This window comes from Shewanella atlantica (assembly GCF_003966265.1).
GTDB lineage: Bacteria > Pseudomonadota > Gammaproteobacteria > Enterobacterales > Shewanellaceae > Shewanella > Shewanella atlantica.
This window is the reverse complement of record NZ_RXNV01000003.1, coordinates 462,358-485,842: the sequence shown is the minus strand read 5'-3', so window position 1 is coordinate 485,842 and position 23,485 is coordinate 462,358. Positions and strand designations below refer to the sequence as shown.

Annotated in this window: 19 protein-coding genes; 11 read left to right on the top strand and 8 right to left on the bottom strand. The window is 46.0% G+C overall.

The annotated features are described in order from the left end of the window. Positions 1 to 80: 80 nt before the first annotated feature. Together EKG39_RS10665 and EKG39_RS10660 are read left to right on the top strand one after the other, a co-directional pair. A complete protein-coding gene (locus EKG39_RS10665) occupies positions 81 to 923 on the top strand; it encodes an HDOD domain-containing protein (protein ID WP_126505722.1) in 843 nt (280 codons plus the stop codon). A 66-nt stretch (positions 924 to 989) separates the two neighbouring features. Beyond that, positions 990 to 2,507 carry a putative bifunctional diguanylate cyclase/phosphodiesterase gene (locus EKG39_RS10660; protein ID WP_126505721.1) on the top strand — a complete coding sequence of 506 codons (1,518 nt, stop codon included), beginning with the start codon at positions 990 to 992 and terminating at the stop codon, positions 2,505 to 2,507. 67 nt (positions 2,508 to 2,574) lie between these two features. Here EKG39_RS10660 and EKG39_RS10655 read toward each other — a convergent pair whose 3' ends face one another. Together EKG39_RS10655 and EKG39_RS10650 are read right to left on the bottom strand one after the other, a co-directional pair. Beyond that, positions 2,575 to 3,021 carry a thioesterase family protein gene (locus EKG39_RS10655; RefSeq protein WP_185817569.1) on the bottom strand — a complete coding sequence of 149 codons (447 nt, stop codon included), beginning with the start codon at positions 3,019 to 3,021 and terminating at the stop codon, positions 2,575 to 2,577. 134 nt (positions 3,022 to 3,155) lie between these two features. Continuing rightward, positions 3,156 to 3,938 (bottom strand): substrate-binding periplasmic protein, encoded by a 783-nt coding sequence (locus tag EKG39_RS10650; RefSeq protein WP_126505720.1) that lies wholly within the window; start codon positions 3,936 to 3,938, stop codon positions 3,156 to 3,158. 315 nt (positions 3,939 to 4,253) lie between these two features. Here EKG39_RS10650 and EKG39_RS10645 point away from each other — a divergent pair, with 315 nt between their 5' ends. Together EKG39_RS10645 and EKG39_RS10640 are read left to right on the top strand one after the other, a co-directional pair. Further along, on the top strand, positions 4,254 to 7,310 hold the full coding sequence (locus EKG39_RS10645) for an EAL domain-containing protein (RefSeq protein ID WP_126505719.1): 3,057 nt from the start codon (positions 4,254 to 4,256) through the stop codon (positions 7,308 to 7,310). Between the two features lie 59 nt (positions 7,311 to 7,369). Next, positions 7,370 to 8,671: a DEAD/DEAH box helicase gene (locus EKG39_RS10640; protein WP_126505718.1), complete on the top strand. Its 1,302-nt coding sequence runs from the start codon at positions 7,370 to 7,372 to the stop codon at positions 8,669 to 8,671. 99 nt (positions 8,672 to 8,770) lie between these two features. On the opposite strand, the gene EKG39_RS10635 is transcribed toward EKG39_RS10640, so the two are convergent. Next, positions 8,771 to 10,162 (bottom strand): endonuclease/exonuclease/phosphatase family protein, encoded by a 1,392-nt coding sequence (locus tag EKG39_RS10635; protein ID WP_126505717.1) that lies wholly within the window; start codon positions 10,160 to 10,162, stop codon positions 8,771 to 8,773. Between the two features lie 317 nt (positions 10,163 to 10,479). Between EKG39_RS10635 and EKG39_RS10630 the strand changes: the two genes are divergently transcribed. From EKG39_RS10630 to EKG39_RS10620, 3 genes are all read left to right on the top strand, one after another. After that, a complete protein-coding gene (locus EKG39_RS10630; RefSeq protein WP_126505716.1) occupies positions 10,480 to 11,535 on the top strand; it encodes a CobW family GTP-binding protein in 1,056 nt (351 codons plus the stop codon). Between the two features lie 51 nt (positions 11,536 to 11,586). After that, positions 11,587 to 12,933 carry an MATE family efflux transporter gene (locus EKG39_RS10625; protein ID WP_126505715.1) on the top strand — a complete coding sequence of 449 codons (1,347 nt, stop codon included), beginning with the start codon at positions 11,587 to 11,589 and terminating at the stop codon, positions 12,931 to 12,933. A gap of 198 nt (positions 12,934 to 13,131) precedes the next feature. Continuing rightward, on the top strand, positions 13,132 to 14,223 hold the full coding sequence (locus EKG39_RS10620) for a TonB family protein (RefSeq protein WP_126505714.1): 1,092 nt from the start codon (positions 13,132 to 13,134) through the stop codon (positions 14,221 to 14,223). 82 nt (positions 14,224 to 14,305) lie between these two features. Here EKG39_RS10620 and nadK read toward each other — a convergent pair whose 3' ends face one another. Then, positions 14,306 to 15,184 carry an NAD(+) kinase gene (gene nadK, locus EKG39_RS10615; protein ID WP_126505713.1) on the bottom strand — a complete coding sequence of 293 codons (879 nt, stop codon included), beginning with the start codon at positions 15,182 to 15,184 and terminating at the stop codon, positions 14,306 to 14,308. A gap of 93 nt (positions 15,185 to 15,277) precedes the next feature. Between nadK and grpE the strand changes: the two genes are divergently transcribed. After that, the gene (gene grpE, locus EKG39_RS10610; protein ID WP_126505712.1) at positions 15,278 to 15,907 is read left to right on the top strand and encodes a nucleotide exchange factor GrpE; all 630 of its coding nucleotides are present in this window, start codon (positions 15,278 to 15,280) and stop codon (positions 15,905 to 15,907) included. A gap of 129 nt (positions 15,908 to 16,036) precedes the next feature. Here the strand turns inward: grpE and dxs are convergent, their stop codons facing one another. From dxs to xseB, 3 genes are read right to left on the bottom strand one after another with little or no spacing between them, the layout of a single operon-like run. Continuing rightward, entirely contained in the window at positions 16,037 to 17,902 is a 1,866-nt protein-coding gene (gene dxs / locus EKG39_RS10605; RefSeq protein ID WP_126505711.1) for a 1-deoxy-D-xylulose-5-phosphate synthase, read from the bottom strand. A 20-nt stretch (positions 17,903 to 17,922) separates the two neighbouring features. Then, entirely contained in the window at positions 17,923 to 18,804 is an 882-nt protein-coding gene (ispA, locus tag EKG39_RS10600; RefSeq protein ID WP_126505710.1) for a (2E,6E)-farnesyl diphosphate synthase, read from the bottom strand. Further along, positions 18,805 to 19,044 (bottom strand): exodeoxyribonuclease VII small subunit, encoded by a 240-nt coding sequence (xseB, locus tag EKG39_RS10595; RefSeq protein WP_126505709.1) that lies wholly within the window; start codon positions 19,042 to 19,044, stop codon positions 18,805 to 18,807. It abuts the gene before it with no gap. 432 nt (positions 19,045 to 19,476) lie between these two features. Here xseB and pomA point away from each other — a divergent pair, with 432 nt between their 5' ends. From pomA to thiI, 3 genes are all read left to right on the top strand, one after another. Further along, positions 19,477 to 20,244: a flagellar motor protein PomA gene (gene pomA / locus EKG39_RS10590; protein WP_126505708.1), complete on the top strand. Its 768-nt coding sequence runs from the start codon at positions 19,477 to 19,479 to the stop codon at positions 20,242 to 20,244. Positions 20,245 to 20,248: 4 nt separating this feature from the next. Beyond that, positions 20,249 to 21,226, top strand: coding sequence for a flagellar motor protein MotB (locus EKG39_RS10585; protein ID WP_126505707.1), 978 nt, complete (start codon positions 20,249 to 20,251; stop codon positions 21,224 to 21,226). A 218-nt stretch (positions 21,227 to 21,444) separates the two neighbouring features. After that, positions 21,445 to 22,899, top strand: a complete 1,455-nt coding sequence (gene thiI / locus EKG39_RS10580) for a tRNA uracil 4-sulfurtransferase ThiI (RefSeq protein WP_126505706.1) — start codon at positions 21,445 to 21,447, stop codon at positions 22,897 to 22,899. A 316-nt stretch (positions 22,900 to 23,215) separates the two neighbouring features. Here the strand turns inward: thiI and EKG39_RS10575 are convergent, their stop codons facing one another. After that, positions 23,216 to 23,443 carry a hypothetical protein gene (locus EKG39_RS10575; RefSeq protein ID WP_126505705.1) on the bottom strand — a complete coding sequence of 76 codons (228 nt, stop codon included), beginning with the start codon at positions 23,441 to 23,443 and terminating at the stop codon, positions 23,216 to 23,218. Positions 23,444 to 23,485: the final 42 nt, after the last annotated feature.

The following is a 23,485-nucleotide window of genomic DNA, read 5'->3' as shown; positions in this document are numbered from 1 at the left end:
ACACTTAACTCATCTGCTGATATACTCATCGAGCTCATTGAGTCGAATTATTTTTGAAAGAAAAAGAGAGTGGAGTCCAAATGTCTACTGAACATCAACTATTGGTCGGGCTTTTAAAGAAATTAAAGGCTGATTCCTTAGTGTTGCCTACGTTACCCGAGGTGGCGATGAGAGTTCAGGAGGTCGTTTCGAGACCCGATTCGAGCCCCAAACAAGTTGCTGAAATCATAGGTCAGGATGCCGCTATTTCGGCACGAATGATCAAGGTGGCCAATAGTGCCTTGTACAGCCGTGGTGTGAAAGCCGAAAACGTCAACAGTGCGGTCACCAGAATCGGATTAACTCAGATTAAAGCGATTGCGACCTCCGTGGCTATGGAGCAGCTGTTTATCTCTACCAATGAGATGGTTTGGGAGGTGATGGATGAAGTCTGGACCTGTTCTATCGAAGTGACTTCGGCGGCCTGCGCCATGTTACAGATCTATAATAAGGCCCATAAGGGCAGCGGACTTAATTTTGACACCCTTACATTAGCGGGCTTGGTTCATAATATTGGCGCCTTGCCTGTGCTTACCGAGGCTGAGTCTCAGCCTGAGTTGTTTACCAGTATCGTTCAACTTAGGGCATTGGTGCGCAAGATGCAGGGGCCGATAGGCCGCGCCGTCTTAAAAAGTTGGGATTTTGCCCCGGAAGTGATGGAGGTTGTCGAAAGATGGTCGGATCTTCATTATCTTCCCGATAATGTCGGCTATCTCGACTTTGTTCGCGCCGCCGCATTTTATACCGGTGAGCTAAGGTCTGGCGCAGAGCTCGAAGAGCGGTTGGATGTATTTGCAAAGCGCGGGCTGCCGGTTTCGGCCGAAGAGTTGGCCGGTGATGAGTTTCTTGATAAATACCACTCTATTAAATTGAGTTATGAGTAGGTGAACAGAGGACTTGCAAGTCTTCAAGTTTAAATCGATGAATAAACATGGGGTTGAAGGACTCGCGTGGAAAGCGATTGGTATATCTGGTTTTTCCTTATTCTGTGTGTCGCTGGTACTACCTATTGGTACCGGCATAAAAAAGATGACACCAAGTTTATTCATGATTTAATACAATATCTAAAAAAGCCTTACAGCTATCATCAGTTACATGTTTCTACAGTTCCCACAAAGTTCATTCAGCTTTATCAAGCATTACAATATTTTATTGCTACCCTTCCGATTCCGAATGATAAAGATAAGTTAACCGGTTTTTCTAACCGTTTAGGACTGAAATCAAAGTTTATGAGTCTGATGCCATTAACACAGGGAACCTTAGTGTTAATCGATATCTATCGCTTTCGATTCGTCAATGATCTGTTTGGCTTCTCAGTTGGCGATAAATTGCTCCTGTCACTGTCAAAGCGTCTCACCGCTCTCGATGAAGAGGTGACGTTTCTGGCTCGCATGAATGAAGATGAGTTTCTGCTTTATTTTGACAGTGACCGAACGGAAGAGACGCTGCTTGCTATTCGTAACCAGTTACAAGCCCCTTTTGAGATAGATGATACCCCGATAACGGTTCAAATTCAGATGGGATATCTTGATTTGAAACAACATCATACCGATGTGAGTCAGCTCTTGAGACGGCTGGATCTTGCCCTTATTAAAGCCAAACAAGATAAATATTTCTTCGCCGGCTATATGAAGGGTGACGATGTCAGTCAACATCGCCAACTCAGTATCATTAACCGACTTCCTAAGGCCTTAGCGTCGGGGGAGTTGTATATGGTTTACCAGCCCAAGCTAACTATATCTGATGGGCGATGTGTACAGGTAGAGGCGTTAATGCGCTGGGAACACCATCAATTCGGCGTGTTGTCGCCGGCTGAGTTTATTCCGCTTGTAGAGTGCGCCGGGATGATAAAGCTTGTGAGCCAGTGGGCGTTGGATCAGGTGATATCTCAACAGGCTAAATGGCGGCAGTCGGGCTTACATATGCAGGTTGCAGTTAACCTTTCAACTCAAGATCTTATCAGTGGCACACTATGTGATGATATTCAGGCTAAGTTACAGCGACACAGGGTCGATGCCAGTACGCTTTCCATTGAGATAACCGAGAGCACACTGATGGGCGACATGGATACTGCGATTCAAACGATTAGTAAATTGAAACAGGTGGGGGTTGACGTTGCTATCGATGACTTCGGTACGGGTCACTCCTCTCTGGCTTATTTGAAAAATTTTCCCGTGGATGAGGTGAAAATTGATAAGGCGTTTATCGATGACCTGTTAGTCGACTCTCGAGCATTACACATCATGAAGTGCAGCATTGAATTGGCAAAGGGGCTTGCCTTTAAGGTGACGGTTGAGGGGGTTGAAACCGAGGAGATATACCTGGCATTGATGAAGATGGGGGTCGATAAAATTCAAGGGGATCTCTTCGCAAAGCCGATGAGTGCCAAGGTGCTAGAAGGCTGTTGGGGCCAGCTTCAGCAGAGCAGGCTGCCACGAATTGGAGGCGATGGGGATAGAGGCAATTGAAGCGGATAAACAATAAGTTTGCTTTGTTTATCCGTTGCTCTTAAATATTAATCGCTTACATATTAATCTATGACAGGGCCGGTGAGCTGAAAGACTGACTGAGTCGCTCAATCAAATCCGCCGACATGGGGGCAAGCTGACGGGCTTTATTCATACAGACCATCTCGATTTGAGCGGTAACCGCAGGTTTCTTTGCATTGGGACGCCAAATTTCCTGTTTCCAGACCGTTCTGTATTTGCTTTCGAAGTAGAAGCTGGTTCGAACATCGATAATATCGGCAAATTCGACACCGTCATGGCACAACATATCGCTTCGATATACCGCAAAGCCCAGTCCATCCTCTTGCCATAAGGCTGATAGAATCTCGGCTCCAATGACATGCTCTCTTGCCCGTTCAAAATACTTCAGAAAATTTGGGTGGTAAACCACACCGGAAAAATCTGTGTCTTCGTAATAGATCTGTACCGGGAAGTGAAATGTTGAGCTGTAATTCATCTCTTTAGAGTTTTGCATGTATGAGGACAGTGTTGGAAAATTAGCGCTAGTCTAGCACAGCGACAAGTCCAAGAGGTGCTACCTCTATCTTTGATACCGTAAAGCTGTCTCAATTTGTATGCTCTCAGAGGGCAGAGACGAGAAGATCTCTGCTAAGGCTTTAACTTGTCACTAAAATGATGAGCGGTTTCGATGGTCGAAGTCATAATTTGCTGATAACTGCCGTCATTTTTCAGGGCTGATAACCCTGTGTCCAACATCTCGGCCAAGTGTTCAGCCTCTGGGTTTTTCTTGGAGAAAGCGAGATAAACCTGGCCGGTATGGTTAACGAATGTCGGGCCGATTTCTGATGAAACCCGCATCTGTTCTATATACTGCTCGGCAACCAGATCATACATGATGGCAGTATCTATTCTATTTAATAGCAGCAAGTTAATCAGTTGGTTGTGATTTGATAATTTTATCACTTGTATGTTTGGCAACTCTGATAATTCATCTCCGTACTCGTAGCCGTCTATGATGCCGACTTTGGTATTTTGCGGAAGTTGCCATTTGCTTTCCACGTTAAGAGGAGACTGCTTGTTTTGATAAAATGAAGCGGTGGCTGAAAAAAGAGCTTGTTTGCCGAAGATAAATTGATCTTGAGTGCTTTTCTCTTTTACTAAGTTAAAAACGCCGTCGACTATCCCCTTTTTGGCCATAACAACGGCGCGAGCATAGGGAACAACAATGCTGTCGACTTCTATACCAACACGAGAGAATGCGGAATTGATTAGCGAGTGTGAGAGCCCGATCCCGGAAGATTCGGCATAGGGAGCCCAATTGTCTTCGGCAGCTAACTTGATGGTATTAGGCGTGTCATCGGCGGCAAGGCCGTAACTGATGAGACACAATAGCAGTGAACATGCTCGCGGGAGTAGATTGAAGTTTGGCATAAAATCCTTTAAACCATGAGTATCCGTATGACTCTTAAAAACAATGATAATCCAACTTTCCAAAGACATGACAGTTATTTATCCGATTTATTCATTTTTTTGTGAGCTGGATGTAAATATCTCTTGGCTGTCGCCCTTAATTTCGTTTAGACAGAGCAAGCTATTCCAATAGAACCTAATGTTTATCGTTTATTTCAGATAGATCGAAATTCAGATTTTCAGTTGTGCTAATAGTTACCTGTCTCATTTTTGTAACGATTCTGCTACAATCAAAGTTCGTAACTCCCTATTTATTGAAGAGATTCGTTCCGTCCTATGGATTCAGATGTCATTTTTTCTTTAGTGCAGAATGCGGCGCTGCTTCTGGCTATGGTATTCGTGTACGATGCCGTCCCCAGAAAGCAGAGGCATGAGTACTTTTTTCTTTGGCGGATCTCCGTCGGAACCGTCATAGGTGGGATCACTGTGACGACCATGATGACTCACTGGGAGTACCTGCCTGGGGTCTTTTTCGATGCGCGCTCCATTATTTTGGGGGTTTCCGGACTCTTCTTCGGTGGATTGCCCACCTTTGTCGCCATGGTTATTGCATGCGTTTATCGGTACTTAGAGGGAGGTAGTGGCTGGTGGGCCGGAATAGGCATCATAATTTCCTCCGGCCTCCTGGGGAGTTATTGGCGATACTATCGAAAGAGTTTCATTGCGGATCTATCCTTTAAAGAACTCTATATTTTTGGTTTTATCCTGCAAGTCATTAGCCTTCTATGGATGTTTGTACTGCCATTCGATATGGCAATAAATATCCTGTCCCGGATTAGTTTTCCAGCGTTAATCGTATATCCCATCGCATTCGTCTTGCTTGGCTTGTTGCTCTCCCGGCGCCTGGAGATTGAGCTAGACGCCAAGATCCAGCTTCAAGATGACTTCATTTTCCGCTCCCAATTCAATGTCGGCAATATTGGTATTGCAATCTCTTCGGTGGATCAGCACTGGATAAAGGTGAATCCCCGTATGTGTCAGATGTTGCAATATACCGAGGAGGAGTTGCTGTTAAAAACCTGGGCCGAAATGACCTATTATGATGATCTGCAAACAGATCTTAACCTGTTTAACCGCATGTTAGATGGTGAGTTTGATGAGTATGAGATGGATAAACGTTATGTGGCTAAAGATGGTTCGATCGTCTATACCCACTTAACAGTTGCTTGCCAGAGAGTGAATAATCAAGTTCAGTTGGTGATAGCGGGTCTGTTAGATATTACCTCTCAGAAACAAGCTGAGTCGGCTATGTCTAAAAGTCAGGAGCAGTTAGCACTGGTGTTAGACAGTAGTGAACTTGGACTTTGGGATTGGGATATTAAATCGGATATCGTCGAGCGCAATGACTATTGCGCCAAGCTTTTAGGCTGTAGTGTCGAAGAACTTAATGATGATGCACGGTTATGGATTAATGCCATTCATCCCGAGGACAGGCTCGAGGTGTTACATGCGATGGATAAACACCTTAAGGGAGATAACCCTCAATACATTATCGAATATAGGTTAAATACATTCAGCGGTGAAACGTGTTGGATACTCGATCGTGGCAAGGTGGCGAGTAAAGACTCAAATGGTGTCCCCCTTCGTGTGTGTGGCACGAATACGGATATCACCGACAGGAAACGGGTAGAGGAATCATTACAACTCGCAGCATCTGTGTATAACAACTCGAGTGAGGCGATGAGTGTTCAGGACAGCTTGGGCAATATCATCACCATCAACTCTGCCTTTAGCGATATAACCGGCTATCAGGAGGATGAGGTCCTCAGTAAACATATTCGAATTCTGCAGTGTGATAGAACCAGTAAAAATCAATATGATCAGATGAATATGCAGATAACCGAAACCGGCCGCTGGCAGGGGGAAGTCTGGTTGAAACACAAGGGTGGAACCGAATTTATTGTCTGGTTGACCATCAATACCATTTTAGATAACAAGGGAGAGGTCTATCGCCGAGTCGCACTGTTTTCCGATATTTCCGAGAAGAAACAGGCCGAGCATATTATCTGGAAGCAGGCGAACTATGATCCTCTAACCGGTTTGCCCAACCGGAGAATGCTGTTGGAGTATCTGGGCACAGAACTACTCAAGTCAGATCGGAATAAAAAACATTTCGCACTGATGTTTCTCGATTTGGATTTTTTCAAAGAGGTCAATGATAGCTTAGGTCATGATATTGGCGATCAGCTTCTTGTGGAAACGGCTAAGCGCCTTAAGGGCTGTATTCGTGAATCAGATGTGGTGGCAAGGTTAGGCGGTGATGAGTTTACCGTCGTACTTTCGGCGATAAAGGATCACAAAGGGGTTGAAAGAGTTGCCGAAAATATTCTTTCCAGGCTGGCAGAGCCTTTTAATTTAGATAATGAAAGTGCTTATATTAGTGCGAGTATCGGGATCACCCTCTATCCTGACGATTCCTCAACCATCGATGGTCTGCTAAAGCATGCGGATCAAGCCATGTACGCCGCAAAAGAGCAGGGAAGAAATCGATACCATTATTTTACACCTTCCATGCAGGAGTATGCCAAATATCGGATGCTACTTATCCGGGACCTGCGAAAAGCTATAGTGCGCAAAGAGTTTGAAATTTATTACCAACCGATCATTGAGTTAAACGACTCCAAAGTATTTAAGGCCGAAGCGTTGATCCGATGGCACCACCCCGTCAGAGGAGTGGTATCACCCGGTGAGTTTATTCCCGTAGCAGAAGAGACGGGTTTAATCATCGAAATCGGCAACTGGGTGTTTGAACAGGCTGCGAAACAGAGTGCTATGTGGCGTGAACGTTTTGGCGTCGCGATACAGATAAGTATTAATAAATCGCCGATTCAATTCAGGGATGAGGGAGAGAGCTTCGTCGATTGGATCGAGCAGTTAAAAAAGCTCAACCTCGAGAGCAACGGGATCTGCGTGGAGATAACCGAAGGCCTGTTGCTGGATGCGAGTATGGGGGTCTCAGAAAAACTATTGGCTTACCGGGATGCGGGAGTTCAGGTTTCTCTCGATGATTTTGGTACGGGGTACTCGTCACTGGCTTATCTCAAAAAGTTCGATATCGATTATCTTAAAATTGATCAATCCTTCACTCGTAACTTAGAGTCCGACTCTAATGACGTTACCCTCTGCGAAGCGATTATCGTGATGGCCCACAAGCTTGGAATGAAAGTTATCGCCGAAGGCGTTGAAACCGAGTACCAGAAAAAGATTTTGCTCGAAGCGGGTTGTGACTATGGTCAAGGTTACCTTTTTTCAAAACCTGTTCCGGTTGTAGAGTTTGAAGCGAAATATCTTATCGGTTTAACAGAGTCCTCCAATGAAAAGGGTTCACCATAGCCAGTGATGCCTGATTTTGGTAGACTCCGCGCTCATTTATTATCCCCTGTGAGTTTTTCATGAAATTTGACGCACTCGATTTGAACCCCTCAATTCTTGAAGCCATCGATGTATGTGGTTATCAACAACTGACTCAGGTGCAATCTGAGGTTATTCCTGTTGCATTAACGGGCGTGGATCTCATGGCTTGTGCCGAAACTGGCACAGGTAAAACAGCGGCGTTTGCACTGCCTCTATTACAGAGGCTACTCTTCGATGAGATGAACTTAGGTTCCCTAAGAGGCCTGATATTGACACCGACTCGGGAGCTGGCAATACAGGTGGCAGAGAATATTTCTCGCTACTGTCAGTTTACTGCGCTGAAAACCTTGGCGGTTTATGGCGGTGCCAACATGAATCCACAACGAAAAGCACTCAATGCCGGGGTTGATATTTTAGTCGCCACACCAGGTCGGTTATTCGACTTTATCGGCCAGCATGGATTAGACCTATCGGGTGTGAAGACGTTGGTGATCGATGAAGCCGATAGGATGCTGGACATGGGGTTTGTCCGTGATATCGAGCGAGTTAAAGCGCTTGTCGCAGCTGAGCACATTACACACTTCTTTTCTGCTACATATAGCGATGATGTAAAGACTCTGGCTCAGAAAATGCTGCACTCTCCTCAGTGGATAAATGTCGCTCAGAGTCGCTCTGCATCAAGTGTTGAGCAGGAGGTTTATCTTGTCGATAAGCGCCGTAAGGCTGAGTTGTTATCTGAGTTAGTCGGCCGTAATAATTGGCAACAAGTGCTGGTGTTTGCCAGCTCTAAAGAGAGCGCAGAGCACCTGCAGAAAGAGTTAAAGCTCGATGGGGTTAAGAGTGCGGTTTTTCATGGTGACAAAACCCAGGGCGCTCGAAATCGTGCCCTCGATGATTTTAAAAATGGTGCGTTAAGAGTGCTGGTGGCTACCGACGTCGCCGCAAGGGGGCTGGATATTCAGGCTCTGCCTCTGGTTATCAATCTCGAGCTTCCCTTCGATGCCGAAGACTATGTTCATCGTATCGGACGCACGGGCAGAGCGGGTCTTGAGGGGCGTGCCATCTCGTTTGTATGTCCATCCGATGAGAAGATGCTCGAAGAGATTGAAACCTTAATTGAACTGAAGTTACCTCGCACTGTACTTCCCGGCTATGAACTCGGGACACCACTGCCTGCTCGCTATAGAGAAACTCAAGAGCCGAGTCAAAAGCGTGTAGAGAGACGTAAGGGTAAGCCTAAGCATGGGAGCAGAGGAGGCAGCGGTAATAATCGCGGCGGCAATTCTGCAGATAAAGGTAAGTCGAGTTACGCAAGCCGAAGAGCCGATAAGAAGCGTTAATCAGATTGATTTATAAAGATAAAAAAACCGCCTACGAATTTATATTATAAATCAGGGCGGTTTTTTGTTATTTATTAACTGCTTATCTATTGAGTAAGATTAAAGCTCTGCTTCAATCCAAACTAAGCGGTGGTCGGAAGAGATATCTTTACCGTTACCCCATTTGCCTACTCGCTCATCGTTCATCAATAAACGACCTTCTTCGAAGGTCGCTGGCCAGAATACACCTGAGTCGACGATGTTTAGATCATTTGATGGGATAGCGTGATCGACACGTAGTCCAAAGGTACTGGTGATGCGATCCGGGTAGATGCTATCACCACAATCACCAAGTGCAACACACTCAGTAGAGCCCAGGCTGTTTGGCGCGTAAACACCATCTGTAGCAAGCACGTTTACACGCTCATGATTCATTAGGTCTTGAATTGACTCCAGGAAGCCATCACCATTTTCAGGATCGGCGTTAAGATCGCCCATAACCACGAAAGATGCATCCAAACCTAAACCACCCTTAACACCGGCATCATCGTAGATGTAGTCGGCATTTGATACATAGTCGCTCCAGAACTTGATCTCAGCACTGTTTAACAATTTGTTGTTTTCAGTGATGTAATCGAATACTGGTGGTGTCGGGTGAGATAGTAGTAGGTGAACAACTTTCTCACCATTGGCAGTTGGAATAAGAATTGGTGCATCGACATGGTTTTTAGAAGAAAGTGGCTTCTGTGCCCATGCTTCAGCCGTATACCACTCATCGCCACACGCTAATCCATCAGGAATTGGCTTGTCTGGATTATCACAAACAGTGATCACTGGGTTAGTTTCACCCGGCATATCTTTCCACTTAAAGTCTTGGAAAGTACGGATGTTATCTGTATCGATAGGGTACTGTGATAGCAGGCCGAAAGCATACTGTCCGTGGTAGTTACCATATCCCCAAGCATCGCCAGGAAGGGCGACTGTACCATTACGGTCTAGATCAAATTCACTTAACAGGCCTGTATTTGTTGAGAAGTTCTCAGTATAAGCAAACTGAATTGGCTCTAACATCTTCTTCTCATCAGAGGTTGTGCCTAGCCCATTTTGTGGCACAGCAAGATAGTTTAAACGGAAGCCATTAATTGCATCCTGGTTTTCGCCCAGACCATCATTGTTAAACTCACCCATCATCAATACCGCTGGACGCTCAGTTTGAATTACGGCTGCAACGTTACGGATCTGGATGATTTTTTCGACAACCTTTAATTCATCTTCAGTTAGATCATCTTCAAACCATTTGGTCATCAAGACTTCTTGCTCTGGTGCAGAGTACTGCATTTCAGTGACCAGGTCTTCAAAGGTATAACGGTCGAAAGAGAGGTTGTATGTCGCGAATCGAACGTTCGTTGGTTCAGTTGGCTCTGGCGGATAGATGTTGTTAGTTTCGTCATTACATCCAGCTAATAACGCCATCGAGATTGCAGCCGCAGCCGCAGTTTTTAGTAGTTTCATATTGTGACCCATCATTATTAATTGTTATCTTTAGCTCATTTAGTTGAGCTTTCGATAGCATCATATACAGGTGTACATTAACTGACTATGAAATCGCTCGGTTTCCCCGTTTTTTTGCAGCTATTTCACGCATAATTTACTTTGTTTAACGGTGTGTTGTGGCTATGTTGTACTTTCGTGCATGTTTTGTTGGGTTGTTTCTGTATTCTTACAGGAACATATTGTTTGGCGTTTGGTTTTGCTGCTAACTTGTTATTGAGACTCTTATGATTAATGCCTACACTGTGCAGCTTTCTTTGTGCTATTGAGATCTATTTATGATAATCAAACCTATCGCTACCAATGTGATCACAGGCTTTTTGGGTGTAGGAAAGACCAGCTTTATTAAGCAGCTTTTTCTGAGTAAACCAGCCGATGAAAAGTGGGCCGTATTGATCAACGAATTTGGTGAGGTAGGCATAGATGCGGCGTTGCTTGGGGGGGGCGAGAAGGCTATCGAGATCCGGGAAGTTGCCGGCGGATGTATGTGCTGCGCGGCCGGTATTCCTATGCAGGTGGCGATAAATCAGTTGATAGCTAAGGCTAAACCCGACCGATTATTGATTGAACCTACGGGGCTTGGGCACCCAAAAGAGGTGCTTAAGGTACTCAGTGAGCCTCATTACCACAATGTTATCGATCTAAGGTCGACGGTGTGTCTGGTCGATGCCAGAAAAATTGAGGATGCCCGATATAGGGAGCATGAGATCTTTAATCAGCAACTGGAAGTTGCAGATATTGTGCTGGCGGCTAAATCAGATCTCTATTCAGGGCAAAGCTTTAAAAATTTAGTCTCATTTCTTGAACTGAGCTCAGGAAACAATAAACCCGAGGCTGGCGTATTGTTGCAGCTGAGTATGGAACAAGCTGAATCGACGGGGCTGTCCGGTGAGTTACTGGAGTTGTTAGATAGGAAAGCTCAAGTTCCTGCGCCTGCATCCAGAAGTAAACAAAGCATGCTCAGGCCTCAAGCGAGTGATGTTTTTTCTCTGGAGCCATCGGTTATCGAGAGTGAGTTCAATGAATTTGGCTTGATAAAAAAGCTCAATAAGGGAGAGGGCTTTTATAGTTGTGGTTGGGTGTTCGATCTCAGTTATGAGTTTTTATTCGACGAGCTCATTAACTTAATTAAGTCATTAGATGTGATCCGGCTTAAGGCGGTATTGATCACCGATGAGGGAATAGCCGGGTTCAATTTAGTTGATGGTGAACTCAATGTCATCGAACTCGATGATGTGATGGACTCAAGAATAGAGATTATTACGTTAACTTCAGTAGATAGTGAGGCACTCGAGAATCGGCTTCTTGCTATATCTAAGCGGTTAACTTTTTGATATCTTGCTGTTCTATAAAATAAAATAATAATAAGTAAACGGTATATCTGAATGAGTGTAGACGCGTCATCTCAAGATCTGGCTCTGGTGAATGAGCCAATTCATAAGTTGTTTTGGCGATATACTATTCCCACTATTGCTTCGATGTTGGTGACGGGGATCTATGTCACTATCGACGGCATGTTCATTGGTCACTATCTGGGGGAAACTGGCCTGGCGGGGATGATACTGGCTTATCCCATCGCAGCTATCCTTTACTCGGTTGGTGCCTTGTTAGGCATGGGTGGTGCGGCGCTTGTTTCAATAAATTTAGGCCAGGGAGAAGTTGCAAAGGCTCGAAAAATACTCGGGAACACCTTCAGTTTATGCCTCATTTTCGGGGCTGGTTTTGCGCTATTTGGAGCCAGTTACTCTCGTGATATTTTACAGCTTCTGGGCGCCGAAGGTGAGGTATTAAACAGCGCCTATGATTACCTTTTTTGGTATTTTGCTCTCGGTTACTTTCCTATTATCTCAATGGCATTCACCGCTTTATTAAGAAATGATGGTAAGCCTGGCTTCGTCACTTACGTGCTCATTCTTGGCGGCTGTTTAAACGCGGTATTAGATTGGTTATTTATCGTCGTTTTTCCCTTTGGGTTAGTAGGAGCGGCCATTGCGACCATGATTTCACAAGCGGTCACCGGCTTACTCTGCTTACGGCATTTCTTTACCGCTAACACCCGCTTACGCATTAATTGGCAACAGATGTCACTTAAACTCGATCATTGCCTGAATATCTTGAGAGTCGGCCTGCCCAGTTTTCTGTTGAGCCTCTACCTGACTATAGTCTTAACCTTGCATAACATGGCCTTCTTGTGGGTCGGTGCACCTATCCATGTCGCAGCCTATGGTGTCGTGAGTTATACCGAAGCCTTTTTCTACCTGATTTTTGAGGGTATCGCCTTCGGTACGCAACCTATCTTTAGTTTTAATGCGGGAGCCGGGCGCTATGACAGGGTTTTTAAAACCTTGAAAATTGCATTTGGGATCGCCTTGGTAACGGCCGCTATCGGTTTATTGTTTATCTACATCAAGCCCCAATGGATGGTCTATATCTTTGCCGGTGATAACCCTCAATTAACCCCCTATGCCATTGAGGGGATGCGACTCTATTTTTGGGGCTTGCCGATGGAAGGCCTGTTATTGGTCGGGGCGAGCTTTTTTCAGGCGATAAACTGCTCGAAGGAGGCATCCATTTTGACCGGGATGAAGCTTCTTTTAATCGCCTTAGTTATCTGTCTGTTTGCTTGGGCATTCGGCGTTAAGGGAGTCTGGGTCTCTTTGGCGTGCTGCAGCACAATATTGGTGTGTTGGATGATGTTCGCCTTAAGGAGGGTATCGCTGCGACTCTGCTAATGTTTCCCATCGGTTTAGTTATACCTATTGGTATTAGTGTTTACTTAAGTTAATCAATCCGCTAGATTACTGAGGGAGAGATTGTGCGACTAACAGGGAAGGCATGATCTTACCTCAAGACTTTATCGTTATACTTTTTATCAATCAGTGTCATTGAAATCTGTACCAATAAATAAGCGCTAATAAATAAGGATGTTTATGAAGTCATCAGTTCGCTTTCGCCATGCTGTTACGGTCGTTACTCTAAGTTGTTTCAGTCTTAGCTTGAGTCTGGCTAGCCTCGGGGTGTCCGCCTCAGAATTTTCACAAAGCTACACCGCCTACAAACAAGCCGTAGCAGAGAAAAACAATGAACTGGTGCTCAAGTATGCCGGGCAGGCTTATGAGCTGGGCTCTGTGCAGTTTGGGCCAAAGAGCCTTGATACAGCAAATCTGGCGTTGAATTATGCGAGCGCTCTCGAAGCGCAAGATCAAAAAAAGCAGGCGAATTCACTCTATCTGTTAGCGCTTGCGAGTTATCAGACTGGCTACGGTGAAGATGCTCTTGAGGTGTTAGACCCTCTTATCGGCGCGGCGCAAACGAGTTCAGAACCTAAAGAGGCTAAGTCTCTGTTTGAAGACGCCATCGATATCTCCTCCGATGCAGAAAACCGGATATTACACGCCGACACCCTGAGCGCCGCATTCGCTACCCTTTCGAAGACCCGCCTCTATAACAGAAGAATTCGTAATTATGCGCTGGATGCCTACGAGATCTATAAAGAGGAGCTCCCTCAGGACTCGCTCACCAGGGTGAAAGCGGCATACATAGCCGGCTCGATCCACTTTGTCGAGAAGAAAAACAGCAGAGCGATCCCCTTACTCAATGAAGTCGTGCAACAATTTTCAGCGCTCAGTTATACCCACCCCTATGAACTGAAGGCACACGCGTTTCTGGTCGAGTTGTATGAGCGTGAAGGGGAGAGTGATAAGTCCACCGAGCACTGCATCGCTATCGGCAGTATGCGTCCCTGGCTCGATGCCCAAGAGCAGATGCCGCTGTATCGTAAAGCGCCTAAATATCCTCTCTCTTATGCTAAGCGAAGAAAAAGTGGCTGGGCCGAGGTGTCATTTACTGTCGATGAGTTCGGCTTTGTTAAGGAGCCTAAGTTACTCGATTCAAAAGGAGGCAGTAAATTTAGCGATGAATCGATCAAAGCCTTAAAACAGTGGCGATACGCGCCTAAGTTTGTCGATGGCTCACCGATTGCGGCTGAGTCCACTGTAAGAATCGACTTTACCATCGAGTGATAATAACAGCCTATACCCTATACCCACATAAAAAAGCCGCTAAGTTAGCGGCTTTTTTATGTGGAGGCGTTACGATATTAGATTAAAAAAGCTTACTTCCCCAGCCGAGCTTACTTCTTAATACATGGAAATAGTTATGTCCCTTAGGGTGAATAAGCCTGAGGCGCTCATGACTTCGTTTTATGATGATTTCATCTCCAGGAAGTACAGCTAAGGTGACATGACCATCACAACTCACCTCCAGGTTATCACCGTTATCGGGTGAGACCACCAGTTTTATGGTGCTACAGGCATCGACCACTATTGGGCGACAAGAGAGGGTGTGAGGAAACATAGGTACTAAAATGAGCGCTTCAAGGTTCGGGGTCAGAATCGCTCCGCCAGCAGAGAGTGAATAGGCGGTAGAACCTGTCGGTGTCGAAACAATCATGCCATCGGCGCGTTGGCTATACATGAAGTCGTTATCGATATAGACCTCAAATTCTATCATATGGGCCACTTTCCCCGGGTGAAGCACGGCTTCGTTCACGGCTGTGTTGCTCGATTTCATATGGCCATGGCGATGCACTTCTGCTTCGAGCAGGAATCGGTGTTCTGTTTCGAATTTTCCATCGAGCACTTCACCGAGTTCAGCTTCGAACGAATCGGGTGGCAGGTCTGTCAAAAAACCCAGGTTGCCACGGTTGACTCCTATGACACCGATATCAAATCTGGCTAACACTCGCGCAGCGCCCAGCATATTACCATCGCCGCCGACGACGATGGCGAGGTCACACTTATCACCGAGTTCGAGCAGATCGACAGATACAGCTTGAGGGCCGATATCGGCAGCGACTCTCTCCTCTACCAGGATGTCGAAGCCTTGCATCGTTAACCAGTGATGCAAACGTTTTAGGGTGAGGTTTGTGCCGTGATGATTAGGCTTACCAATCAGGCCAATAGATTGAAACGTTTTAGGCATATTTATCTTAGTGCTAGGGCTTGAAACCTTGAATGTGATCCCCATATTATCCTCAGAGCACGCAGAAACAAAGTATTTTTAGCTGGAGTTAGAATGAGCAACGATTCGAGTAAAGCGAAACAGAACCAAGTAGATGAAGCTGTTGAAGGTGAAATCATCACAGATAGTGAAAATGAAACTGGCAACGATGAAGCCAGTTTGATGGATGAACTTACTCAGGCAAACTTTCGCGTTGAAGAACTGGAGCAGGCATTAGCTGCCGCGACAGCCAAAGTTGATGAGCAAAAAGATTCTGTTATCAGAGCCGCTGCCGAAGTTGACAACATTCGTCGTCGTGCCGCTATCGATGTTGAGAAAGCCCGTAAATTTGCCCTTGAAAAGTTTGCTAACGAACTTCTGCCAGTGATCGATAACATGGAGCGCGCGCTCCAGGGTACCGATGCTGAAGCCGAGGCGACTAAAGCTGTCTACGAAGGTGTAGAGCTCACACTGAAAAGCTTTATCGGTACGGTTGAAAAGTTTGGATTGACAGTGGTCAACCCTCAAGGTGAAACCTTTAACCCTGAGCATCATCAGGCTATCGGTATGCAACCAAGCCCGGATTATCCTGCTAACACAGTCATGATGGTTATGCAGAAAGGCTATATCCTTAACGAGCGTCTGTTACGCCCGGCTATGGTTATGGTGTCGCAAGGCGGAGCTGGTGTAGATACACAGGCTTAAATTGATATCGACTCTTTTTCAGAGAGTCGGTTTCGATTGAAAATCAAAAGATTAAAAGTAAAAAGGACTGCGATGCAGTCCTTTTTTATTAAGCGTTATTTAAGAGAGCCTCAAAGATAAGCCTGAAGGCTACTTTAAGTATTCTTCAATCTGCTCCAGGATACCCGCAGCATCGAGTTTTAGCTCTGCAAGAATTTCACCCGACTCCCCATGCTTAATAAACTCATCGGGTAGACCGATTTGAAGTACCGGCATAGGCAGTTTAAGTTGCTGCAGAAGTTCCAGTACTCCTGAACCAGCACCGCCCATAATGGCATTCTCTTCGACGGTAACGAGTTCGTCATGAGAACCGGCAAGCTGTTTAACCAGCTCTATGTCGAGAGGTTTGACAAAGCGCATATCGGCAACGGTCGCATCGAGAGAATCGGCGGCAGTTAACACATTCGCAAGCAGGGTGCCGAAGTTAAGAATCGCAACTTTCTGTCCCTGACGCTTGATTAGACCTTTCCCTATAGATAACGCTTGCATCTCTTCGACCTGTGGCTCACCCGTCGCACAGCCTCTTGGGTAGCGAACTGCGGTGGGGCCATCTCTATAGCAATAACCGGTATAGAGCATCTGACGGCACTCATTTTCATCCGATGGTGCCATGATGACCATATTAGGCACGGTGCGCATAAAGCTAAGGTCGAAAGCGCCCTGGTGTGTGGGGCCGTCGGCACCGACAATACCGCCTCTGTCGATGGCGAATAATACGGGTAATTTCTGTAGCGCGACATCGTGAATAAGCTGATCATATCCACGTTGCAGGAAGGTCGAATAGATAGCCACTACGGGCTTTAACCCTTCACAGGCAAAACCAGCACCTAAGGTGACGGCGTGTTGCTCGGCAATGGCGGCATCGAAATATTGCTTAGGAAAACGTTGGGAGAACTCAACCATACCCGAGCCTTCACGCATGGCTGGCGTGATACCCAATACCTTGTCATCTTTCTCGGCGACATCGCACAACCACTTACCAAATACCTGTGAAAAGGTAGGGTTACTGGGTTTCGAAGCTGGCTTCTCAAAGGTTGAGGGATCAAATTTTGGTACGGCGTGCCAACCGATTGGATCTTTCTCTGCCGGCTCATATCCACGACCCTTCTTGGTCATGATATGTAAAATCTGCGGGCCGGAAAGATTACGCATATTGCGCATGGTTTCGACCAATGCATCGACATCATGGCCATCGATAGGGCCGATATAGTTAAAACCCAGCTCCTCGAACATAGTGCCGGGAACTACCATACCTTTAAGATGTTCTTCGGTACGTTTTGCCATCTCTTTGATGACAGGCATGCCTTCCAGTACCTTCTTGCTACTTTCACGGATCGTAGTATAGAAACGGCCTGACATCAGTTGAGCCAGATGATTGTTCAGTGCGCCGACATTTTCTGAGATAGACATCTCGTTATCGTTGAGTACGACTAACATATCATTGTGCAGATCGCCCGCGTGATTCATGGCTTCAAACACCATGCCACCTGTCATGGCGCCATCGCCAATCACAGAGACCACTTTGCGTCCGGCTTGCTCTTTCTCTGCTGCGACTGCCATTGCGAGCGCTGCGCTGATCGAGGTGCCTGAGTGTCCGACGCTGAAGGTGTCGTACTCACTCTCTTCACGCCAAGGGAAGGGATGCACCCCCCCTTTTTGGCGTATGGTATGCATTTTATCACGGCGACCGGTTAAGATTTTATGTGGGTAGGCCTGATGGCCAACATCCCAAATCAGACGATCGAAGGGGGTGTTATAAACATAGTGAAGCGCTACGGTGAGCTCAACAGTTCCAAGCCCTGAAGCGAAGTGACCACTAGATTTACCCACAGATTTCAAAAGGAAACCTCTAAGCTCGTCTGCCAATTGAGGCAATACTGCTTGAGGGAGCTGTCGTAGCTCATCAGGGGTATTAGCCTGTGCTAACACAGGGTAGTTAGATATATCCAAACTCATCGAGATAATTTGTCTCTTTATTATACTCTTCGCTCAATGATAAAACGGGCGAATTCGGCAATTAGCTGACTATTGTAAGGTAATTTGGTCAGCGCTGATAGGGCATCTTCAATCAAACCTTGGGCTGTGGCTTGTGCGCCTTCTAATCCCAATAGCTTGGGGTAGGTGCTCTTGTTGGAGTCACAATCGGAACCCTGAGGTTTCCCCAGCTCTTCGGTACTGGCGATGATATCGAGTACATCATCCTGTACTTGAAATGCCAGACCTATGGCGTCGGCAAAATCCATCAACAAATTTTGCTCTTCTATGCTGACAGCTGCTGCGATCATCGGCAGCTCAACGGCGCAACGGATCAGGGCGCCGGTTTTTAATCTATGCAGTTGGGTTAGTGTTGCTAAATCAATCTGCTTGTTGGTTGCATTGAGATCCATGGCTTGACCGCCACACATCCCGGAATATCCTGAGGCCTTAGCTAAGGCTCTAACCATGGCTAGATTTTGGCTAGGTGTAATTCCATCTATGGGCTCACAGATGCTTTCGAAGGCCAAGGCTTGCAGTGCATCACCCGCTAAGATAGCGGTGGCTTCGTCGTAGGCTATATGTACTGTGGGCTGGCCACGGCGCAGAGCGTCATCGTCCATAGCCGGAAGATCATCATGAATTAATGAATAAGCATGAACACATTCGATGGCGGCCGCGCAGGCGTCGAGTTTTTCAGGGGCAACATTTAACATATCGCCGATGGCATAGACCAAAAATGGTCTGATCCGCTTACCACCAATTAAAGCCCCATGCTTCATGGCCGATTGTAACTTCAGATCTGTGGTAGCTTGAGAGTCGATAATTGATTTGATCTGCTCATCGACACGTTGCTGATATTGGGAGATGGCTGTGGCTAACAATTATTCGCCCTCAGTTGCGTAGGTCGCTAATGAAGCATTTTCATCCTCTTGCAGAAGGATCGCGACCTTTTGTTGAGCCTGTTCTAGCTTACCTTGGCTATTGCGAACAAGTTTTATACCGCGTTCGAACTGTTTAAGTGCGTCATCGAGGGAAACGTCGCCTTGTTCAAGATCTGAAACAATACGTTCAAGTTCGCAAAGGGATTCTTCAAAAGTGAGGTTTTCAGGTTTTTTTGCCACGGTAACGTTTCCTAGAAAATTGCGTGTGACAAGGTATCTCAGGCAGCGACTAGGGTCAAATCGGGCTGCGGTATATTTGTGCAATAGCACGCTTTATCGAGGATTTTTTATAAAAAATTGAATTTGTAGCTAAACTTGCGGGTAAGCTGTCCGATAATTGAAAGTAGGACTTTTATTTTTTTAATAATTTTTGAATCGAAACTTTCGGTCTCGGTTCGGTCTCTTTACTCACTTGACCTAACGCAGTACAGCCATTAACACTCTTATTTTTATGATTATACAAAGGATAATTGATGAGATTGGTGCTAAAGCTGGGTATATTAACGTGTAAGAATACTTTGTGATATGGCACTTCTAAGCCGCATCAATAAAAACAACTTCATACTGATCGGATGGACTGCATCCGGAATCAGTTTCATTTAAGGAGCAGTTGTGGATTTAGCAACCCTGATAGGACTCATTGGCGCGTTTGGTTTTGTCATCATGGCGATGGTCAGCAGTGGTGGTATTGCCATTTTTATCGATGTTCCTTCGGTGCTAATTGTATTGTGTGGTTCTCTTTTTGTCGTGATGATGAAATTTAATCTTAAGCAGTTTCTTGGTTCAATAAAAATCGCCGCTAAAGCATTCATGTTCAAAATTGATAAGCCCGATGCCTTGATTGAGCAATCTATCACTATGGCCGATGCCGCCAGAAAGGGGGGCTTTTTAGCGTTAGAAGAGGCTGAGATCAACAATAGCTTTATGCAAAAAGCGGTCGACATGCTTGTCGATGGCCATGATGGCGATGTGGTACGCGACGCGCTCGAGAAAGATATCGCCCTCACCGAGGAGCGGCATAAAATGGGGGTCAGCATTTTCCAGGCCTTGGGAGATGTCGCGCCGGCGATGGGTATGATTGGTACCTTGATTGGTTTGGTGGCCATGCTGTCGAATATGGATGATCCTAAATCTATCGGGCCTGCTATGGCCGTAGCCCTGTTGACGACACTCTATGGTGCGGTTGTGGCAAATATGGTTGCAATTCCTATCGCCGGTAAGTTGGAACTACGGATGAAAGAGGAGATGCTGAACCGAAATCTCATCATGGATGCGGTGTTAGCGATTCAAGATGGTCAGAATCCAAGGGTCATCGAAGGTTTCTTGAAGAACTATATTTCAGAGAAGCAGCGAGAAATAGATACAACGGACGGGGAATAGCCCCATGGCAAAGAAGGAAAAGTGTGACTGTCCACCACCCGGAGCGCCGCTGTGGTTGGCGACCTTTGCCGATTTGATGTCACTCCTGATGTGCTTCTTCGTTCTGTTGCTGGCTTTCTCTGAAATGGACGTGATGAAGTTTAAGCAGATTGCCGGTTCGATGAAGTACGCATTTGGTGTGCAGAATAAAGTCGAGGTAAAAGATATTCCTAAGGGAACCTCAGTCATAGCACTCGAGTTCAGGCCCGGTCGCCCGGAGCCGACTCCCATCGAAATAATCAACCAACAAACCAACGAAATGACCGAGCCGGTACTCGAGTATCAGGCCGGAGACGATGATAGCTCTGGTGGTGTGCAGCAACAAAGAGGTGAGCAGCGCGGGGGAGAAGCTTCTGCTACTGCTCAGGAAGAGGCAGAGTCAAAAGCTGAGGCGAAATCTGAATCCGAGGCGAAAGCAAAAGCTGAAGATGAGTCAAAGGCTCAGGCGGCGGCACAAGATCAGATTAACGACGAAGTTAAGAAGATGGCTCAGGAACTCAATAAGGAGATTGTCGATGGTGCTATCGAAATTGAATCTCTGGGTCAGCAGATCATCATCAGGATCCGGGAGAAGGGGGCATTTTCATCGGGATCCGGTTTCCTTCAACCCAGATTTAAACCCGTTATCCGCCGTGTGGGTGAGTTGCTTAAAGATGTGCCGGGTATTGTCACCGTGTCGGGTCACACCGATGACATGCGGATCAGCAATGAGCTCTACAGTTCCAACTGGGATCTCTCCAGTAAGCGAGCCGTAGCCGTTGCCCATGAACTCATTCGTGTCAAAGGGTTCGATCAACGCAGAATGAAGGTGGTTGGCATGGCTAATTCAGATCCTTTGGTTGCCAATGATTCACCGGGCAACCGTGCACGTAATCGCCGGGTAGAAATTGCCATCGAACAGGGTAAGCCCAAAGAGTCTGATGAAATCTTGGTAGGTCAGTAGCCTAACCATTCAGCGACATTCTTAATCACTAAGCCACAAAACTAATAAGGCTGGGAAAGCGAAACTTTCCCAGCCTTATACCTACTCCAAAGCCTTATCTCCCCCCAATTGGAAGGGCTCATCGCTGTTTCTGCTATTTGCCGATAGTCAAACATTCAATGATCTTGGTATAATGTGCGCAATATTGTTTAAACCCCACCCCCGTTCGGAATACCCTGATGAAATTTATCGTAAAACTATTTCCTGAAATCATGATGAAGAGCAAGCCGGTAAGAATGCGTTTTACCAAAATGCTTGAAACCAATATCCGTAACGTGCTTAAAAAAGTGGATGAGTCTGCCAAGGTTAAGCGTGATTGGGATAAAATCATGGTGTTGGTTCCCAACGATAGGCCCGACTTGGTTGAGGCGTATGCGGAGCGATTATCTTGTATTCCGGGCATTGCACATGTACTTCAAGTCAACGAAAGTACCTTTGAATCTATTGATGATATCTATCAGCAAACCTTAGCTCTGTATAAAGAGCAACTGATTGGTAAGACGTTTTGCGTGCGTGTAAAGCGTGTGGGTAACCATGACTTTAAATCGATCGAAGTCGAGCGCTATGTCGGTGGCGGTTTAAATCAGTTTACTGAGGCTGCCGGCGTTAAGCTTAAAAATCCCGATATGACCATCAACTTAGAGATAGACAAAGAAAATCTGTATCTGGTTGTTAACCGTATTCAAGGTCTGGGCGGTTACCCTATGGCGACTCAGGAAGATGTACTGTCTCTTATCTCGGGCGGTTTTGACTCGGGTGTTTCTAGCTACCAGTTTATTAAACGTGGCTCCAGAACTCACTACTGTTTCTTTAACTTAGGCGGCGATCAACATGAGATCGGTGTTAAGCAGGTGGCCTATCATCTGTGGCAGAAATACGGTGAATCTCATAAGGTTAAGTTTATCTCTGTGCCCTTCGATCCGGTCGTTACCGAAATCTTAGAGAAAATTGATAATGGCCAGATGGGGGTTATCCTCAAGCGCATGATGATGCGTACGGCGGCAAGAGTGGCTGAGAAAATGGGGATCCAGGCACTGGTAACCGGTGAAGCCATGGGGCAAGTGTCGAGCCAAACATTAACTAATTTGAACGTTATAGACCGTTGTACTGAGCAGTTAATCTTACGTCCGCTGATCGCGATGGATAAGCAAGATATCATTAATCTGAGTCGTAAGATCGGAACCGAAGATTTTTCTAAATCGATTCCGGAGTATTGTGGGGTGATCTCGCAAAAGCCAACGGTTAAAGCGGTACTTTCAAAGATTGAAGCCGAAGAGCAAAAGTTTTCTGACGATCTTATTGAACGTGTTCTGGAAACTGCCGAAATCATCGATATCAGAGAGATAGCGACCAGTATGGATACCAAGATAACAGAAACTGAAACGGTTGGTGACGTCAACTCTAATGAAGTTATTATTGATGTCAGAGCACCGGAAGAGGAGGAGAAAGATCCTCTGAAGATTGAAGGCATTGAGATTAAAACGATTCCGTTTTTTAAACTTGGGACTCAATTTGCGGATCTGGATAAAGCTAAAACCTACCTGCTATATTGCGACCGCGGCGTGATGAGTAAATTGCAGGCTTTATATCTGCAAGAGCAAGGTTATGAGAACGTGAAGGTGTATCGTCCTTAAATCGCTCCTGAGGGGCTTATACCAATAGGTATAAGAGGTCCTATAGAGGACAAGGAGACCGTTCGATAATGGCCGCAACTATTTTAATAGTCGCGGCTTTTTTATTTCAGCAGTAACATTCGCGGCTAAAGCCGCTCCTACATAAAGAACATCCCAGCTCGTCCCCTTGTTTCGCATCTCTTAACTCGTAGCTCGCTCTGCTCTGTCATGAACTTAAAACTTACCCCTTCCCCTTTTATTACAGACACAAAAAAACCGCGATGCTAATATGGTTAGCGACGCGGTTTTTATAGTAGACAGAGCTGTAGAGAGTTTTTTACTCTGCGCGAGTAACTACTACTGTCGTTTCATCAGTAGTTTCTTCTGCGATTAGAATAGTATTCATATCTTCAGTCAGGTTGTTTTGCATCATCTCCATGCCTTCAGCCAGCTGAGCGCTAATCGTTGCGTGTAGGTCAGATGTGTCGATAACCACTTCATCGGCGCTAACGGTCGTCGCAGTAGAGAGAAGAGCGAGAACAAAAACAGTTTTAAGGTTTAGCATATGGGTCGCCTCCGGGCGGACATTTCGGGTTGTCAGACACTC

Coding starts and splice junctions, on each gene's coding strand:
- thiI (WP_126505706.1), top strand. CDS start 21,445: ATGAAATTTATCGTAAAACTATTTCCTGAAATCATGATGAAGAGCAAG.
- EKG39_RS10665 (WP_126505722.1), top strand. CDS start 81: ATGTCTACTGAACATCAACTATTGGTCGGGCTTTTAAAGAAATTAAAG.
- nadK (WP_126505713.1), bottom strand. CDS start 15,184: ATGCCTAAAACGTTTCAATCTATTGGCCTGATTGGTAAGCCTAATCAT.
- EKG39_RS10620 (WP_126505714.1), top strand. CDS start 13,132: ATGAAGTCATCAGTTCGCTTTCGCCATGCTGTTACGGTCGTTACTCTA.
- EKG39_RS10640 (WP_126505718.1), top strand. CDS start 7,370: ATGAAATTTGACGCACTCGATTTGAACCCCTCAATTCTTGAAGCCATC.
- EKG39_RS10630 (WP_126505716.1), top strand. CDS start 10,480: ATGATAATCAAACCTATCGCTACCAATGTGATCACAGGCTTTTTGGGT.
- EKG39_RS10655 (WP_185817569.1), bottom strand. CDS start 3,021: ATGCAAAACTCTAAAGAGATGAATTACAGCTCAACATTTCACTTCCCG.
- EKG39_RS10650 (WP_126505720.1), bottom strand. CDS start 3,938: ATGCCAAACTTCAATCTACTCCCGCGAGCATGTTCACTGCTATTGTGT.
- dxs (WP_126505711.1), bottom strand. CDS start 17,902: ATGAGTTTGGATATATCTAACTACCCTGTGTTAGCACAGGCTAATACC.
- EKG39_RS10635 (WP_126505717.1), bottom strand. CDS start 10,162: ATGAAACTACTAAAAACTGCGGCTGCGGCTGCAATCTCGATGGCGTTA.
- grpE (WP_126505712.1), top strand. CDS start 15,278: ATGAGCAACGATTCGAGTAAAGCGAAACAGAACCAAGTAGATGAAGCT.
- EKG39_RS10585 (WP_126505707.1), top strand. CDS start 20,249: ATGGCAAAGAAGGAAAAGTGTGACTGTCCACCACCCGGAGCGCCGCTG.
- EKG39_RS10625 (WP_126505715.1), top strand. CDS start 11,587: ATGAGTGTAGACGCGTCATCTCAAGATCTGGCTCTGGTGAATGAGCCA.
- EKG39_RS10575 (WP_126505705.1), bottom strand. CDS start 23,443: ATGCTAAACCTTAAAACTGTTTTTGTTCTCGCTCTTCTCTCTACTGCG.
- EKG39_RS10645 (WP_126505719.1), top strand. CDS start 4,254: ATGGATTCAGATGTCATTTTTTCTTTAGTGCAGAATGCGGCGCTGCTT.